We start from the raw sequence: 15,576 nt of genomic DNA, 5'->3' as shown, positions 1-15,576 counted from the left end.
GGGTCAGCCCCGCTCGGTCGAGGCGGGGGCGGCGGTCAGCGCGCGCACCCCGTCCACGAGCTCGCCGAGCGGGGTGCCGGTCGGGAACACCGCGGCGGCGCCCGCCTCGCGCAGGCGCGGGACGTCGGCCGCCGGGACGGTCCCGCCGACGATGACGGTGATGTCGGCGGCGCCGGCGGCGCGCAGGCCCTCGACGGTGCGGGCGGTGAGCGCCAGGTGGGCGCCGGACAGGATGCTGAGGCCGACGACCGCGACGTCCTCCTGCAGCGCGATCGCCACGATGTCGTCGACGCGCTGCCGGATGCCGGTGAACACCACCTCGAAGCCGGCGTCGCGCAGCGCGCGGGCGACGACCTTCGCGCCGCGGTCGTGGCCGTCGAGGCCGGGCTTGGCGATCAGGACGCGGGTCGGCATCAGAACACCACCGGTTGCCGGAACTCGCCCCAGACCGCCTTCAGCGCGGCGACCATCTCGCCGACCGTGCAGTAGGCGCCGGCGCAGTCGATCAAGGGGCCCATCAGGTTGTCCTCGCCTTCGGCGGCGCGGGACAGCTCGGCGAGCCGGGCGCGGACGGCCGCGGGATCGCGCTCCGCCTTCACCCGCGCCAGCCGTTTCAGCTGCCGGTCCCGGCCGGCCGGGTCCAGCTCGTAGGTCGCGATCTCGGGCGCCGGCTCGTCGGAGGCGAACCGGTTGACGCCGACGACCGGGCGCGCGCCCGACTCGACGTCCCGCTGGAGCCGGTACGCCTCGTCGGCGATGAGGCCCTGAAGGTAGCCGTCCTCGATCGCGCGGACCATCCCGCCGTGCCGGTCGAGGTCGTCCATGATCTCGACGATGCGCGCCTCGGTCGCGTCGGTGAGCGCCTCCACGAAGTAGGAGCCGCCGAGCGGGTCGGCGACCCGGGCGACGCCCGTCTCGTGGGCGAGGATCTGCTGGGTGCGCAGCGCCAGCGTCGCCGACTCCTCGCTGGGCAGCGCGAACGGCTCGTCCCACGCGGCGGTGAACATCGACTGGACGCCGCCGAGCACCGACGCCATCGCCTCGTAGGCGACCCGCACGACGTTGTTGCGCGCCTGCGGCGCGTACAGGGACGCGCCGCCCGCCACGCACCCGAACCGGAACATCGACGCCTTGTCGGTGGTCGCGCCGTAGCGCTCCCGGACGATGGTCGCCCAGCGCCGCCGTCCCGCCCGGTACTTGGCGATCTCCTCGAAGAAGTCGCCGTGCGTGTAGAAGAAGAACGACACCTGCGGCGCGAACTCCTCGATCGTCATCCGGCCGCGCTCGACGACGGTGTCGCAGTAGGTCACCCCGTCGGCGAGCGTGAACGCCATCTCCTGGACGGCGTTGGCGCCGGCGTCGCGGAAGTGCGCGCCCGCCACCGAGATCGCGTTGAACCGCGGCACCTCCGCCGCGCAGAACTCGATGGTGTTGGCGATCAGCCGCAGCGACGGCTCGGGCGGCCAGATCCAGGTGCCGCGCGAGGCGTACTCCTTGAGGATGTCGTTCTGGATGGTGCCGGTGAGCTTCGCGCGCGGCACCCCCCTGCGCTCGGCCGCGGCCACGTAGAACGCCAGCAGGATCGCGGCCGTCCCGTTGATGGTGAAGCTGGTGCTGATCGCGTCCAGCGGGATGCCGTCGAACAGGATCTCGGCGTCGGCGAGGGTGTCGACGGCGACGCCGACGCGGCCGACCTCGTCGGCCACCTCCGGATCGTCGGAGTCGTAGCCGCACTGGGTGGGCAGGTCCAGCGCCACGGAGAGCCCGGTGCCGCCCTGGTCGAGCAGGTAGCGGTAGCGGCGGTTGGACTCCTCCGCGGTGCCGAACCCGGAGTACTGCCGGAACGTCCAGAGCCGGCCCCGGTAGCCGGAGGCGTAGTTGCCGCGGGTGAACGGGAAGCAACCCGGCTCGGGGGGCTCGGCTCCCGCGTCCGCCGGCCCGTAGACCGGCTGGAGCGGGATGCCGGACGCGGTCCGCGTGAAATCCGTCTTCGCGGGATCGTTCATCGCCGGATGCGGACGCGTCATACGGACATCAGGCGGGCGAGGTTGCCGCCCATGATCTTCGCCTGGTCGGCCTCCGACAGCCTGCCAAGCGCGTCGACGTAGCTGACCGGGTCGGCGAGCCCCTCCGGGTGCGGGTAGTCCGAGCCGAACAGCACCCGCTCGACCCCGATGAGGCCGGCGAGCTCGGCCATGTCCTCCTCCCAGAACGGGCTGACGTGGATGTTGCGCTTGACGGCCTCGACCGGGTCCTCGGTGAACGCCTCCGGCGCCTTCTTGCGCACGTCGGCGAGCTGGTCGAGCAGCGGCGGCAGCCAGGACGAGCCGTTCTCGATGACCGCGATCTTCAGCTCGGGGAACCGCGACAGCAGGCCGTGGCAGGCCATGGACCCCACCGCGTCGGTGACCGGCCGCCACTCGGCCAGCATCCGGAACGCGTTGGTCTTGAACGGCAGCATCTCCGCGCCGTGGCCCTCCCAGTCGTTGGCGTACCGGCTGTAGCCGCTGTCGGAGGAGTGCATCCCGACCAGCACGCCCTCGTCGACGATCCGCTTCCAGAACGGGTCGAACTCGGGGAGCGCGAACGAGCGCGGGCCCCGGTACCCGGGGACGGGCGCGGGCCGGATCAGCACGACCTTCGCGCCGCGCTCCAGGCACCAGTCCAGCTCGGCGATCGCCTTCTCCACGACGGGCAGGCTGATGACCGGGGTGGTGTAGATGCGGTCCTTGTAGTTGAAGGACCAGGTCTCGTGCAGCCACTGGTTGAGGGCGTGGACGACCACGTGGATGAGGTCGGGGTCGTCGCGCATCCGCTCCTCGATGAGGCTGGCGAGCGTGGGGAACATCAGCGTGCGCTGGATGCCCAGCTCGTCCATCAGCTCCAGGCGCGGGCCCGGCTCGCGGAAGGCGGGGACGGAGCGCATCGGCTCGCCGAAGATCTCCCGCTTGCTCTTGCCCTCGGGGTTGCCGTGCCGGAAGTAGTCCTCCATCGCGCCCGGGCGGGCGACGACGTCGAAGGTGGGGTTGGGGATGTACTCGCTGATCTGGCCGCGAATCGCGATCTTGGTGCGTCCGTCCACCTGGACGTAGCGGATGGCGCCCGCGTACTGCTTCGGCAGGTACCGCGTCAGGGCGTCCTGCGTCTCGTACAGGTGGTTGTCGGCGTCGAACAGCGGATACGGCAGCGCGCGCGTCGTCATCGAGATCCTCCTTTACCGATAGCGAGAATACTATTCTCACTATGCGCGCATCGCAATGTCCCGGCGGAGCAGGAACTTCTGGATCTTGCCGCTGGCGGTGCGCGGGAAGTCCTCGACGGCGTGCAGCTCCTCCGGCCACTTCTGCCGGCCGAGCCCCGCCCGCTCCAGATGGGCCCGCATCTCCTCGATCGTCGGCGCCGCGGCGTCCGGCTTCGGCCGGACCACGGCCGCGGCGTGCTCGCCGAGCCGTGCGTCCGGGGCCGCGACGACGGCGGCCTCGGCGATCCCCGGCATGCCGAGCAGCGCCTCCTCGACCTCCAGCGCGCTGATGTTCTCCCCGCCCCGGATGATGATGTCCGACTTGCGATCAGTGATCGTCAGATAGCCGTCCTCATCGACCATGCCGACGTCACCCGTGCGGTACCAGCCGTCATCGTCGAACGCCCGGCGAGTCAGCTCCGGATCGGTATAGCCGATGCACAGGTCCGGGCCCCGGCTGAAGATCTCACCGTCCTCGCCCAGCCGGATCTCCACGCCGGGCAGCGCTTCGCCGTCGGTGTGCAGGCGCTTGGCCGCCGGAGCGGTGAGCGCCGAGCCCGTGATGGACGGGTGCTCGGTGCTGCCATAGGACCGGTGGACCGTGATGCCGAGGTCCGTGAGCCGGGTGGTGACCGCCAGCGGGACGGCCGCTCCCCCGAGTCCGGCGAACCGCATGTTCGGCAGATGCTCCGGCGTGAAGTCGGGATGGTCGAGGAGGCTCGTCATGTAGTACGGGACGCCGCCGCACACGGTCAGGTCGTCGCTCTTCATCAGCGCCAGGACCCGGCCGGGGTCCCAGACGTCGGCGAGGTTCACGCCCCAGCCGCGCAGCACGGGGATCAGGAAGGCCGAGATCATGCCGATGAAGTGGCCGACCGGCGCGGAGGTGATCTGCCGGGCGATGTCCGGCGGGTAGCGGTCGGAGAGCTGGCGGGTCTCGTAGCCGAGAGTCCGGTGGCTGTGCACGACGCCCTTCGGGTCGCGCGTCGTGCCGGAGGTGAACGCGATCACCGCCGGGCCGGCCGGGTCCACGGCCGCCACGCCGGGCAGCGGGTCGGCGGCGAGCAGGTCGTCGAAGTCGCGCCCCACCACCCCGACGGCCGGGACGTCCGCGCAGACGTCGGGCTGGAACTCCATACGGCCGAACCGCTCGGCGGTCACGAACACCCGCGGGCGGACGGCCTTGAGGATGTACCCGACCTCCTTGCGTCCATAGAAGTGGACGATCGGTACGACCGTCGCCCCGAGGAACGCCGACGCCCAGAAGACCGCCGCCGCCTCCATCCAGTTCGGCAGTTGGAACGCCACCACGTCGCCGGGCCGGACGCCGCGGGCCTGGAGCCCGGCGGCGAGCCTCCGCGCGGTCCGCTCGACGTCGCGCAAGGTGCCGGACCACGGCCGCACCGACGAGTACACCCGGAACACCGCGTCGGGTGCGGCGGCGAGGCCCCGTGCCAGCATCTCGCCTAGGGTCTCCCGGGTCCACCAGCCCTCCGCCTCGTACCGCTTGGCCAGGGCCTCAGGGATCGTTCGCATGGTGATGGCTCCAATTCCCGGTGCGGGGCCGCCGACGGCTTGTGAATATCACGTTCTCGACAAGGAGAACAGTCATCTCTCGCCGGTGGAGGACAGCGTGATCGACTGGGTGGGGCACGCCTCGGCGGCGTTGCCGATGTCCTCGGCGGAGTCCTCGCCAGGCCCGGTCGCGATCCGCACCCTCCCCCGCTCGTCGAGCTCGAAGGTGGCGGGGGCGTAGAACGCGCACACCCCCGTGCCGACGCAGGTCCGCGGCGTGACCGCGACCTCCGGGCGCCCTCCGCCCGCGGTGCCGCCGTCCGGGCGCTCGCCGTCCGGGCGCTCGCCGCCCGTGGTGCCGCCGCTCATCCGAACACCACCGGGAGCCGGGCCGGGCCGCGCATCTGCAGGCCCATGAGGACGGGCCGGGGCTCGTCCGGGTCCCAGCGCAGGTCCGGCAGCCGGTCGAGGATCGCGTTCAGCGCCACCGTCATCTCCGCGCGGGCGAGGTGCATGCCGAGGCACACGTGCGGGCCGCCGGCGAACGACAGGTGCGGGCGCAGCGGCCGGAACACGTCGAAGGAGTCCGGGTCGTCCCACCGGGACGGGTCGTGGTTCGCGGCGGTGAGGCACAGCGCCACCCGCGAGCCCGCCGGTATGCGGACCCCGCCGAGCGAGGCGTCCCGCGTCGCCATGCGGAAGAACGTCGGGTCGGTCACCTCCCAGCGCAGCGACTCCTCGATCGCCGCCCGGACGAGCGAACGGTCGCGCCGGACGGCGCCGAGCTGGTCCGGGTTGTTCAGCAGCGCCCACAGCGTGATGCCGAGCTGCCGCCACGTCGTCCCGGAGCCGGCCGTGAGGATCAGCCGCGCGAACGCTAGGACCTCCTCGTCGGTGACGCCGCGGAGGGTGCCGTCCTCGTCGCGGACCCGCTCCCGGACCAGCCTGCTGATCAGGTCGTCCCGCGGGTTCTCGCGCCGGTGGGCGATCAGCGGGAGCAGCATGTCCGCCGCGTCCGCGGAGGCGGCCAGCTTGTCCTCCCGGGGCACGTCGGCGCCGATCATCCGCTCGATCACCTCGCGGAGCCGCAGCGACTCCGCCATCCGGACGCCGAAGCTCCCGGTGATCGTCAGCAGCGGGAGCAGCGCGCAGAGGTCGAGGTTCAGCTCCGCCCGCCCGCGCCCTTCGACACGCCGGAGGAGGGTGTCGGTGATCCCCGCGATCCAGCGGTCGGTCCACCAGCGCATCGCGGCACGGCCGAACGAGGGCTGGACGACGGCGCGGTGGCGGGCGTGCTCGGTCCCGTCCATGCCGAGGATGTTCGGCCCGAACGTGGCGAACGTGCCGCGGAGGATCTGGGAGTTGAACGTCTCGTCGTCGCGGAACACGGCGTTGACCGTGTCGTAGTCGAAGGCGGAGAAGGCGGGCTCCGTCCACCGCTGCGCGTACTCGGGGCGGGGAAGGCCCAGCACCTCCTCGACGCAGCCCTCGTGGACGGGGCCGCTCTCGCGCGCGCGCCGCAAGTCGGTGTGGAAGTCTTCGACGTAGTCCCCGCCGGAGATGGCCCGGCGGTACTCGCCGCCGGTGTCGAACAGGGTGCGGATCTTGTCCGGGTCGAGCCGGGAGATCTCCTCTAGCAGCATTGCGCCTCGTCCCTTCCGTCGCGGCCGGTCACAGGGCCGTCGCCGTGATGTGCTTGAGCTGCTGGTAGGCGCGGATCCCCTCGCGTCCGCGCTCGCGCCACTGGCCGCTGTGGCGGCGGCCGCCGGACGACGCGAACGGCCCGAAGTAGCCGCCGTTGACCAGCACGGTTCCCGACCGGATGCGGCGGGCGACGGCGAGCGCCCGGTCGGCCGCGCCGAACACCGCCCCGGACAGCCCGTAGACGGTGTCGTTCGCCAGCTCGACGGCGTGGTCGAGGTCGCGGTAGCCGATCACCGAGACGACCGGCCCGAAGGTCTCCTCCTGGGCCAGCGGGTTGGCGGTGTCGTCGAGGTCGACGACCGTCGGCTCGAAGAAGTGGCCGCCGAGGTCGCGGCGCGCCCGGCCGCCGGCGACGACCCGGCCGCCGTGCTCGCGCGCGGCGGCGACGTGGTCCTCGCACCGGCGCACCTGCGCGTCGCTGATGAGGGGGCCGACGTCCGTCGACGGGTCGCGCGGGTCGCCGAGCCGGAGCGCGGCGACCCGGTCGGCCGCCTCGTTCAGGACGCGCCGCTTGGTCTCCTGCGGGACCAGCACCCGGGTCTGCAGGACGCAGCCCTGGCCCGCCATCGCGCGCATCACGACCGCGACGCCGTCCGCCGCCCGTCCCACCGCGTCGGGCAGGTAGACGCCCGCGGACTTGCCGCCGAGTTCGAGCATGACCCGCTTGTGGGTGGGCGCGGCCTGCGCGGCGATCGCGGCGCCGACGGCGCTGGAGCCGGTGAAGGACACGGCGTCGACCTCCGGCGCGCTCGTCATCAGGACGGCCCCGGCGGTGCCCTCCTCGACGAGCACGTTCAGCACCCCGGGCGGGAGCCCCGCCTCCTCGGCGGCCTCGCCGGCGGCCAGCACCGCCAGCGGCGCGAGCGGGCTCGGCCGCAGCACCACGGTGTTGCCGGTCAGCAGCGCCGGGACGACCTTCCACAGCGCCAGGAACAGCGGCACGTTGTAGGCCGGGATGGCCGCGACGACGCCGAGCGGCTCCCACCCGATGACACTGGTGACGACCCGGCCGCCGGTGACGAGGTCATCCAGCGGGACGGGGTTGTGCTCCTCCTCGGGCAGGGACGCGTGGATCCGGACCGCGGCGCGGGCCTGCTCGATCGCGCCCGCGACGTGCAGCGTCCGGGCCGAGGGCAGCAGTGCCCCGGTCTCGGCGACGACGGTGTCCTCGAGATCCCGGCGCCGCGCCTCCAGGGACGACAGGAAGCGCAGGACGAGTCCGGCCCGTTCGGCGGCCGGTTTTCGCGACCATCCGTCGAAGGCGCGCCTCGCGGCCAGCACGGCGCGCTCGAAGTCCGCGGGCTCCGCCGTGGGCACCTCGGCCACCGTGGACAGGTTCGCCGGGTCGGTGACCCGCAGCGCGGGGCCGGACCCGAGGCGGGCGCCGTCCACGTACGACCGCGGGGAGAGCAGGGCGGACGCGCGCGCCATGCCCGCCGTCACAGGCTCACGCCGGCGTCGAGCGCGAGGGCCTGGCCCGTCACGGCGAACGCCGCGTCCGACACCAGCCACAGGATCGCCCGGCTGACGTCGACCGGCTGCAGCCGGTCGACCGGCAGCACCCGCGCCAGCGCCTGCGCGTCGCTCGCCCGCGTCATCGGCGAGTGCGGGTTGTTGATCATGTAGGTGTCGACGGCGGTCGGGTGGACGACGTTGACCCGCACGCCGTGCGGGCCGAGCAGGCGCGCGAAGCCCTTCGCCAGCCCGACGACGCCGTGCTTGGCCGCGTTGTACCCGGACATGCCGCCGGAGCCGTCCGTCATGCCCTTCAGCCCTGCGGTCGACCCGGTGATCACGATGGCGCCGCCCCGGCCCTGCTCGACGAGCGGCCGCTGCGCGACCTTCAGGGTGTTGAAGACGCCGGTGAGCATCACCCCGACGGCGTCGGCCCACCGCTCGGCCGCCTGCTCCAGGGTCGTCTCGGTGCGGTCGCTGTGCAGGACGCCGGCGTTGGCCAGCACGATGTCCACCCCGCCGAGCCGGGCGATGCCGTGGTCCAGCGCCTTCTGCAGCGCGCCGATGTCGCGGACGTCGGCGACCGCGGTCGCGCACCGCCGGCCGGCCGCCTCGACGAGCCGGGCGGTCTCGGCGAGGTCGTCCTCCGTCGCCATCGGATAGGGGACGGTCGGGATGTCGGCGCAGATGTCCACGGCGATCACGTCGGCGCCGTGCTCGGCGAGCAGCGCCGCGTGCGCGCGCCCCTGCCCGCGGCCGGCGCCCGTGATGAACGCGACCCTGCCGTCCAGTTGCCCCATGTCGTCGACCCTTTCTCGGTGCTCGCGGCCGGCGTTCATCGGCGTTCGGGCATGCGAAAGGGCATGGCGGATCCGAATGAGCGCGCGGACTTTCACCGGCGGTCCCGGTGAGTGGAACCAGGCCGCATCGGGCGGCCGGGATTTGACCTTAAGCACGGTTCGCGAAGGCCGTCAAGAGAATGAGCTTCTCCATATGATTAACCAGACAGACGCACCTCGAGGGCCTCCCCGTGAGCTCTCGAGAGAGTTTCACCTACCAATAAGAGAATGACCTTCTCCTACTTATGGACATAGGAGCTTCTACCAGTTAGCTTGAGGCTTCGAAGCAGCCGGGAAGGCCACCGGATTCCCACGTCCTGCGCCCGCCCGGCGGCCACCGCGGCGGCGCGAGCCCGCGAAGGAGAGCCCCATGCCCGACCGACCGGCCGGCCCCGCACCCGTCTTCGACGGCGTGCGGGTCCTGGAGGTGGCGCAGTGGACGTTCGCGCCGGCGGCCGCCGCCGTGCTCGCGGACTTCGGAGCGTCGGTCATCAAGATCGAGGACCCGGTCACCGGCGATCCGCAGCGCGCCCTCGCCACGTCCGGGGTGGTCCCGAAGGTCGGCGAGGTCAACCTGGTCACCGCCCAGACCAACCGCGGCAAGCGCAGCGTCGGGCTGAACCTGCGCGACCCGCGCGGCCGGGAGCTGCTCATGGAGCTGGTCGACCGCGCCGACGTCCTCGTGACGAACTTCCGGGGTCCGGCGCGGGTGAAGCTCGGGTTCGACGAGGACACGGTCCGGTCCCGCAACCCGCGCATCGTCTACGCGCGCGCCACCGGCCAGGGGGCGCGCGGGCCGGACGCCGACCGCGGAGGCTACGACTTCACCTCCTTCTGGATGCGCAGCGGCATCGCCTCCGCCCTCACCGCCCCCGGCGCCGACCGGCCGCTCCCCCAGCCCCCCGCGTTCGGCGACAAGGCCGGCGCGATGAACCTCGCGTTCGGGATCGCCGCCGCGCTGTTCCGCCGCGAGCGCACCGGCGAGGGGGCGTGCGTCGACGTCTCGCTGCTCGGCTCCGCGCTGTGGCAGCATTCCAGTGCGATCCTCTACTCCTGGGGGCTGGGCCGGGAGTTCCCCGTGGCCACCGGGCGCTCGGCCAACCCCATCGGGCGCGGCTACAAGACGGCCGACGGCCGCTGGATCGCGCTGATGATGATCGAGTCCGACCGCTGGTGGCCGGACCTCTGCCGGCACATCGACCGTCCCGACCTGATCGCGGACGAGCGGTTCGCCGACGCCGCCGCCCGGGCCGCGAACCACGACGCCTGCACCGCCGTGCTGGAGGACGTCTTCGCCGCCCGGCCCCTGGCCGAGTGGGAGCGGCGGTTCGCCGACCTCGCCGGGCCGTGGGCCGTCCAGCGCACGATGCTGGAGGCGGCCGACGACCCGCAGGTCACCGAGAACGGGTACGCCGTGCCCGTCGACCACGACGGCACCGCGGTCCGGCTGATGAGCGCCCCCGTGCAGTTCGACGAGCGCGTCCCCGGGCTGAGCCGGGCCCCCGAGCACGCCGAGCACTCCGAAGAGGTGCTCCTCGAGCTCGGCTACGGCTGGGACGCGATCACGGCCCTCAAGGAGTCCGGCGTCGTGTGACGAGCGCCGGCGTCCCAACGGAAAGGACGAACCGCCATGACGGACCCGACCCCCGACCTGAACTGGCTGATCTCGGTCGACGACCACGTTCTCGAACCGGGGCACCTGTGGCAGACCTGGCTGCCGGAGAAGCACCGCGACCGCGGCCCGAAGCTCGTCATCGACGAGGACGGCAAGGGCACGTGGCACTACCTCGGCATGAAGCAGCGGGCCAGCGGCCTGTCCGCGACGGTCGGCCGGGACAAGAGCCTGATCAGCCCGGAGCCGCTCGGCTACGACGAGATGCGGCCCGGCTGCTACGACCCGCGGGCCCGCGTCGAGGACATGAACCAGGGCGGCATCCTCGCGTCGATGACGTTCCCGACCTTCCCCGCGTTCTGCGGCCAGACCTTCTACCGCGGCGAGGACAAGGAGCTCGGGCTCGCCTGCATCAAGGCTTACAACGACTGGATGGTCGACGAGTGGTGCGCGAGCGCGCCCGGCCGGTTCATCCCGCTCACGCTGATCCCCCTGTGGGACCCCGAGGCGGCGGCGGACGAGGTGCGGCGCGTCGCCGGGAAGGGCGTGCGCGCCGTCGCGTTCAGCGAGAACCCCGAGCCGCTCGGCCTCCCGACGATCAACGACCCGGGCCGCTACTGGGACCCGTTCTTCCGCGCCGCCGCCGAGTGCGGCGTCGTCATCTGCATGCACGTCGGCTCGTCGTCGCAGATCCCGTCGATCAACGGCGACACCAACTTCATGGCGAACCTGTCCTGGGGCGCCGTCCGCACCTCGGGGACGATGCTCGACTGGCTGTTCAGCGGCGTGTTCGAGCGGTTCCCCGACCTGAAGATCTCGCTGGCGGAGGGGAACATCGGCTGGATCCCCTACTTCCTGGAGCGGGCCGAGCAGGTCATCGACAAGCAGCGGTTCTGGTTCCAGCGCGGCATCGACTACGACCCCGGCAAGGGCAGCAAGCAGCAGCGCACCGACGGCGGCGCGCACAGCATCGACTACCTGACCTTCGACATCCGGCAGAGCTTCCGCGACCACGTCTACGGCTGCTTCATCGACGACGTCGCCGGGCTGCGCAACCTCGACCTCATCGGCGAGGACAACGTCATGATCGAGACCGACTACCCGCACTCGGACACCACCTGGCCGAACTCCATCAAGCTCGCCCACGACCGGCTCGCCGGGATGGACCCCGAGGTGCAGTACAAGGTGCTCCGGGGCAACGCCGAACGGCTGTTCCAGTTCACCCCGGCCGACACCGCGGGCCTGCCCGTCCCCGGCGGGGTCTCGTGACGGACGCCCGCACCGCCACCATCGTCGGGCTCGGGATGAGCCCGCAGGGGCGCCGGCTCGGGATCTCGCCCAGGGAGCTGCGAAGGCAGGCCATCGACGCGGCGCTGACCGACGCGGGGGTCGGCCGCGAGCTGGTCGACACCTGCATCTGCTTCGGCGTCCAGCCGGAGGACCTGCGCTACGCCGGGCTGTCCCCGCGGGCGTCGTTCGCGCTCAACTCGGGGGGCGCCTCCCCCGCGCTCTCGGTCGTCGTCGCCGCCGGTCTCATCACGACCGGGCAGGCCGAGTACGTCCTCAGCGTCTACGGGGAGGCGTTCACCGGGGCGGCTCCGCGGCTGGAACCGAACCACGGCGTCGCCGGCCGCTCCGACATCGGCGGGTACAGCTACGGCTACCCGTACCTGTACGGGCTGGTCGGGCCCGGCGCGGTCTACGCCATGGCCGCGCGGCGGTACATGGAGGTGCACGGCGCGACGTCGGAGGACCTGGCCGCGGTCGCCGTCGTCGAGCGGGCGTACGGGAGCGTCCGGCCGGGCGCGGTCGGGTACGGGCGGCCGATCACGGTGGCCGACCACCAGGAGTCCCGGATGATCGTCGACCCGCTGCGGCTGCTCGACTGCTCGCGCCCGACCGACGGCGGCGTCGCCATCGTGATCACGTCGGCGGAGCGGGCCGCGGACTGCGCCGGGAGCCCGGTCGCGGTCCTCGGCGCGGGCTGCGGGCACAACATCGCCAACTGGTGGGACGGCACGATGGACGAACGGTTCGGCGCGGCGCCCGACGCCGCCCGGCGCGCGTACGCGGAGGCCGGTGTGGGCCCCGAGAACATATCCGTGGCGCAGCTCTACGCGCCCTTCACGATCGCGACGCTCATGCAGCTGGAAGAGTACGGCTTCTGCGGTGAGGGCGAGGCGCCCGCGTTCGTCCGGGACGGCCATACCGGACCCGCCGGGAAGGTGCCCACCAACACCGGCGGCGGGCAGCACTCGGGGTTCTACGCCACCGGGTTCACGCCGCTGTCAGAAGGCGTCCTGCAGGTCCGCGGGCAGGCGCCGACGAACCAGGTGCCCGACGCCGAGCTGTGTGTGGTCAGCGGCAGCGGCGGGAACGGCGGCGTGCACGGCTCGTGGGCGCACGTGTCGCTCGTGCTGGGCAGGCCCCGGTGAACGCCCCGCGCCCCTACCCCGGGGACGTCGCGCCGGACACGGCCGACGCGGAGTTCTGGCAGGCCTGCCGCGAGCGCCGCTTCCTGGTCTTCCGCTGCGGCGCCTGCGGCCGGGCCGTGTGGCCGGCGGGCGGCTGCCCGGGCCACGGCATGGCGCCGATGGCGTGGGAGCCGGCGAGCGGCCTCGGCCGCCTGCGCACCTGGACGGTCGTCCACCAGCGGTACGCGACGTCGTTCGACGATCCGCCGCCCAACGTCGCGCTGGTGGAGCTGGACGAGGGCCCGCTCGTCCACGCGGCCGTCGTCGGCGCCGGCCGGCTGGAGGTCGGGATGCGGGTGGAGGTGGACTTCCAGGAGGCCGCCCCGGAGGTGGTGATCCCCGTCTTCCGGCCGGTCCGGGGGCCGGGAGATACCCTTGGCGCGTGATGCTGGAGCCGGGGTGGGCGGAGCGCATGACCCGGCACGCCGTCGACCCGCGTCCCGCGGGCACGGGGTTCGTCGGGCCGCGGGCGAAGCTCATCGCGGCCGGGCAGCGCCTGCTCCTGGAGAAGGGCGACTCGGAGTACACGATCGAGGAGCTCGTCCGCCGCGCCGGCGTCGCCATCAAGACGTTCTACCGGTGCTTCCCCAACAAGGAGGAGTTCCTCCGGACCGTCTTCACGACGTCGGTCACCGGGGCGCTGCCGAGGATCCGCGAGTACATCCTGGCCGCGTCCGGCGACCCGCTGGAGCGGCTGCGGATGGCGGTCACCTGGCCGCTGGTGTGGCACCGGGAGAACGAGTCGCTCAGCCGCGTGATCGCCCACGAGCACGTGCGGATCGCCCGGACGAGCCCGGAGACGATCGCCGCGACCGGGCGCCCGTACGAGGCGTTCGTCCGCGAGCTCATCGCGGACGCGGCCGAGGCCGGGCTCGTGCGCCCGGCGAACCTCGACTGGGACGTGCACATCATCACCTCGATCGTCACCACGTCCTTCCACACCCTGGTCCTCGGCATGGGCGAGATGCCCGAGCCCGACCGCGGCGCACTCGCCGAGAACGTCTGGCGGTTCTGCCTGACCGCGCTGCGCGGCTGCGGCCCCGCGTCCGCCGGCGCGACCGCCCCCTGATCCCGCCAATCGCCTGATCCCCGCCGGCGCCGGTCCGGGGGTTGCCTGCGCCGTGACTGGCGAATACGCTATTTTCAGAAATGAGAATGTCAATCTCTACTCGCCGTCTGGAGAGGCCCGCATGGTCGATCTCGAGCTGGAGGGCGGGGTGGCGGTCATCACCATCGACCGCCCGCAGGCCCGCAACGCCATCGCACCGGCCACCATGGACCGGCTGGACGAGGCGCTCGACGCGGCGCGGGGCGCCGGCGCGCTGGTGATCCGGGGCGCGGGCGACCGCGCGTTCGTCTCGGGCGGCGACCTGAAGGAGCTCGCCGCGATCCGCACCGAGCCCGAGGCGGTCGCGATGGCCCTGCGGATGCGCGGGGTCTGCGACCGGATCGCGGCCTTCCCGGCCCCCGTGATCGCCGCGCTGAACGGGCACGCGCTCGGCGGCGGCGCCGAGGTCGCGGTGGCCGCCGACATCCGGGTGGCCGCCGCCGACATAAAGATCGGATTCACCCAGTCGACGCTGGCGATCATGCCGGCCTGGGGCGGCGCCGAGCGGCTGGCCGCGCTGGTCGGCCGGGGCCGCGCCCTCCTGCTCGCGGGCGCGGGCACCGTGCTCGGCGCGGCGGAGGCCGAACGCCTCGGACTGGTCGACCGGGTGCTCCCCCGCGCCTCCTTCGAGGAGGGCTGGCGGTCGCTGGCGGCGTCCCTCGCCACCGGCGCGGCGCGCGAGATCAAGCGGGTCACCGCGGGCGGCCTGACGGCGGAGGAGGCGGCGGGGGCCTTCGCTCGGCTGTGGGTCGCGGACGAGCACTGGGAGGCGGCGGAGAAGGTGATGAACCGTGCGCGATGACGTGTGGCTGACCGAGGGCCCGGCGGGGCCCGTCGTGCGTCCGGCGGGCGGGAGCGGGACGACCGTCCTCTACGTGCACGGCGACGGCGACCGGCCGGACACGCCCGGGCAAGTGCTCGACCTGGCCGGGCACGTCGCCCTCCGCACGAGGGCGACCGTGGTCTCCTGCCGGTACGCAGCGCGGTTCCCGGCCGCCCTCGACGACGTCCACGCCGCCTACGAGCACTGCCGGGCGTCCGGGCCGACGGTCGTCGCGGGCGAGCGGCTCGGCGCGGGGCTGGCCGCCGCCCTGCTGCTGCGGCTCCGCGACCTCGGCGCCGAGCCGCCCCCGTGCGCGGTCCTGGTGTCGGCGCTGCTCGACCTGACGCTGGAGGCACCGAGCCTGCGCCTCAACGCGAGCGCCGACCCCCGGTTCGACGCCGCGGGGCTCCGCCGGCGCGTCGAGCGCTACGCGGGCGGCGCGAACCCGGCCGACCCGCTCCTCAGCCCCCTGTACGCCAACCTGCACGGGCTTCCGCCCGTCCGGCTCCTGGCGTCGGGAACGGATCCGCTGCTGGACGACTCGCTGGCGTTCGCCGCGCGCGCCGCCCGCTCCGGCGTCACCGTGGACCTGCGCGTGCTGCAGGCCTCCTCGTTCCTGCCCGCCGGGACCGTCGACGCCATCGCGGGCTCCGCGTCCAGATGGACGCGCGGCGCCGATGTGCCCGCGCCATCACGCTGACGGCCACCGCCCCGGCGGGCGGCCGGCCCGGGGGGGCCCCCACGGCGGGGGGGGAGGCGGGGTGTGCGGGGACGGTGGTTGGGGCCCCGGCCGGGGTGGCGGGGT

The 15,576-nt window shown here is 73.2% G+C and carries 15 protein-coding genes; 7 read left to right on the top strand and 8 right to left on the bottom strand.

The window, feature by feature from the left end; genetic code table 11:
- Positions 1–3 precede the first annotated feature (3 nt).
- The 8 genes from ABT299_RS29315 to ABT299_RS29280 form a co-directional block, all read right to left on the bottom strand.
- Positions 4–414, bottom strand: a complete 411-nt coding sequence (locus tag ABT299_RS29315) for a cobalamin B12-binding domain-containing protein (protein WP_500252668.1) — start codon at positions 412–414, stop codon at positions 4–6.
- Positions 414–2,006 carry a methylmalonyl-CoA mutase family protein gene (locus ABT299_RS29310; RefSeq protein ID WP_500252667.1) on the bottom strand — a complete coding sequence of 531 codons (1,593 nt, stop codon included), beginning with the start codon at positions 2,004–2,006 and terminating at the stop codon, positions 414–416. The genes ABT299_RS29315 and ABT299_RS29310 overlap by 1 nt, the downstream gene beginning before the upstream one ends.
- Before the next feature lie 17 nt (positions 2,007–2,023).
- Complete coding sequence (locus ABT299_RS29305; protein WP_500252666.1) at positions 2,024–3,202, bottom strand: amidohydrolase family protein; 1,179 nt, start codon at positions 3,200–3,202, stop codon at positions 2,024–2,026.
- A gap of 39 nt (positions 3,203–3,241) precedes the next feature.
- The gene (locus tag ABT299_RS29300; RefSeq protein ID WP_500252665.1) at positions 3,242–4,777 is read right to left on the bottom strand and encodes an AMP-binding protein; all 1,536 of its coding nucleotides are present in this window, start codon (positions 4,775–4,777) and stop codon (positions 3,242–3,244) included.
- Between the two features lie 72 nt (positions 4,778–4,849).
- Complete coding sequence (locus ABT299_RS29295; RefSeq protein WP_500252664.1) at positions 4,850–5,125, bottom strand: ferredoxin; 276 nt, start codon at positions 5,123–5,125, stop codon at positions 4,850–4,852.
- Positions 5,122–6,399 carry a cytochrome P450 gene (locus tag ABT299_RS29290; RefSeq protein WP_500252663.1) on the bottom strand — a complete coding sequence of 426 codons (1,278 nt, stop codon included), beginning with the start codon at positions 6,397–6,399 and terminating at the stop codon, positions 5,122–5,124. Before ABT299_RS29290 ends, ABT299_RS29295 begins: the two co-directional genes overlap by 4 nt.
- 28 nt (positions 6,400–6,427) lie before the next feature.
- Positions 6,428–7,891 (bottom strand): aldehyde dehydrogenase family protein, encoded by a 1,464-nt coding sequence (locus tag ABT299_RS29285; protein WP_500252662.1) that lies wholly within the window; start codon positions 7,889–7,891, stop codon positions 6,428–6,430.
- Positions 7,892–7,899: 8 nt separating this feature from the next.
- Positions 7,900–8,715, bottom strand: coding sequence for a mycofactocin-coupled SDR family oxidoreductase (locus ABT299_RS29280; protein ID WP_500252661.1), 816 nt, complete (start codon positions 8,713–8,715; stop codon positions 7,900–7,902).
- A 409-nt stretch (positions 8,716–9,124) separates the two neighbouring features.
- Here ABT299_RS29280 and ABT299_RS29275 point away from each other — a divergent pair, with 409 nt between their 5' ends.
- From ABT299_RS29275 to ABT299_RS29245, 7 genes are all read left to right on the top strand, one after another.
- Positions 9,125–10,348: a CaiB/BaiF CoA transferase family protein gene (locus ABT299_RS29275; protein ID WP_500252660.1), complete on the top strand. Its 1,224-nt coding sequence runs from the start codon at positions 9,125–9,127 to the stop codon at positions 10,346–10,348.
- A gap of 36 nt (positions 10,349–10,384) precedes the next feature.
- Positions 10,385–11,635 (top strand): amidohydrolase family protein, encoded by a 1,251-nt coding sequence (locus ABT299_RS29270; RefSeq protein ID WP_500252659.1) that lies wholly within the window; start codon positions 10,385–10,387, stop codon positions 11,633–11,635.
- On the top strand, positions 11,632–12,801 hold the full coding sequence (locus ABT299_RS29265) for a thiolase family protein (protein WP_500252658.1): 1,170 nt from the start codon (positions 11,632–11,634) through the stop codon (positions 12,799–12,801). Before ABT299_RS29270 ends, ABT299_RS29265 begins: the two co-directional genes overlap by 4 nt.
- The gene (locus ABT299_RS29260; protein WP_500252657.1) at positions 12,798–13,226 is read left to right on the top strand and encodes a Zn-ribbon domain-containing OB-fold protein; all 429 of its coding nucleotides are present in this window, start codon (positions 12,798–12,800) and stop codon (positions 13,224–13,226) included. Before ABT299_RS29265 ends, ABT299_RS29260 begins: the two co-directional genes overlap by 4 nt.
- The gene (locus tag ABT299_RS29255; protein ID WP_500252728.1) at positions 13,226–13,909 is read left to right on the top strand and encodes a TetR/AcrR family transcriptional regulator; all 684 of its coding nucleotides are present in this window, start codon (positions 13,226–13,228) and stop codon (positions 13,907–13,909) included. Before ABT299_RS29260 ends, ABT299_RS29255 begins: the two co-directional genes overlap by 1 nt.
- Before the next feature lie 121 nt (positions 13,910–14,030).
- The gene (locus ABT299_RS29250) at positions 14,031–14,750 is read left to right on the top strand and encodes an enoyl-CoA hydratase/isomerase family protein (RefSeq protein WP_360743877.1); all 720 of its coding nucleotides are present in this window, start codon (positions 14,031–14,033) and stop codon (positions 14,748–14,750) included.
- Positions 14,740–15,471, top strand: a complete 732-nt coding sequence (locus ABT299_RS29245) for an alpha/beta hydrolase fold domain-containing protein (RefSeq protein WP_500252656.1) — start codon at positions 14,740–14,742, stop codon at positions 15,469–15,471. Before ABT299_RS29250 ends, ABT299_RS29245 begins: the two co-directional genes overlap by 11 nt.
- The last annotated feature ends 105 nt before the right edge of the window (positions 15,472–15,576 follow it).

Source organism: Spirillospora sp. NPDC000708 (assembly GCF_040299565.1).
In the GTDB taxonomy this organism is placed as follows: Bacteria; Actinomycetota; Actinomycetes; order Streptosporangiales; family Streptosporangiaceae; genus Spirillospora.
The sequence above is the reverse complement of the archived record's forward strand: the minus strand, read 5'-3'. Positions and strand labels throughout refer to the sequence as shown.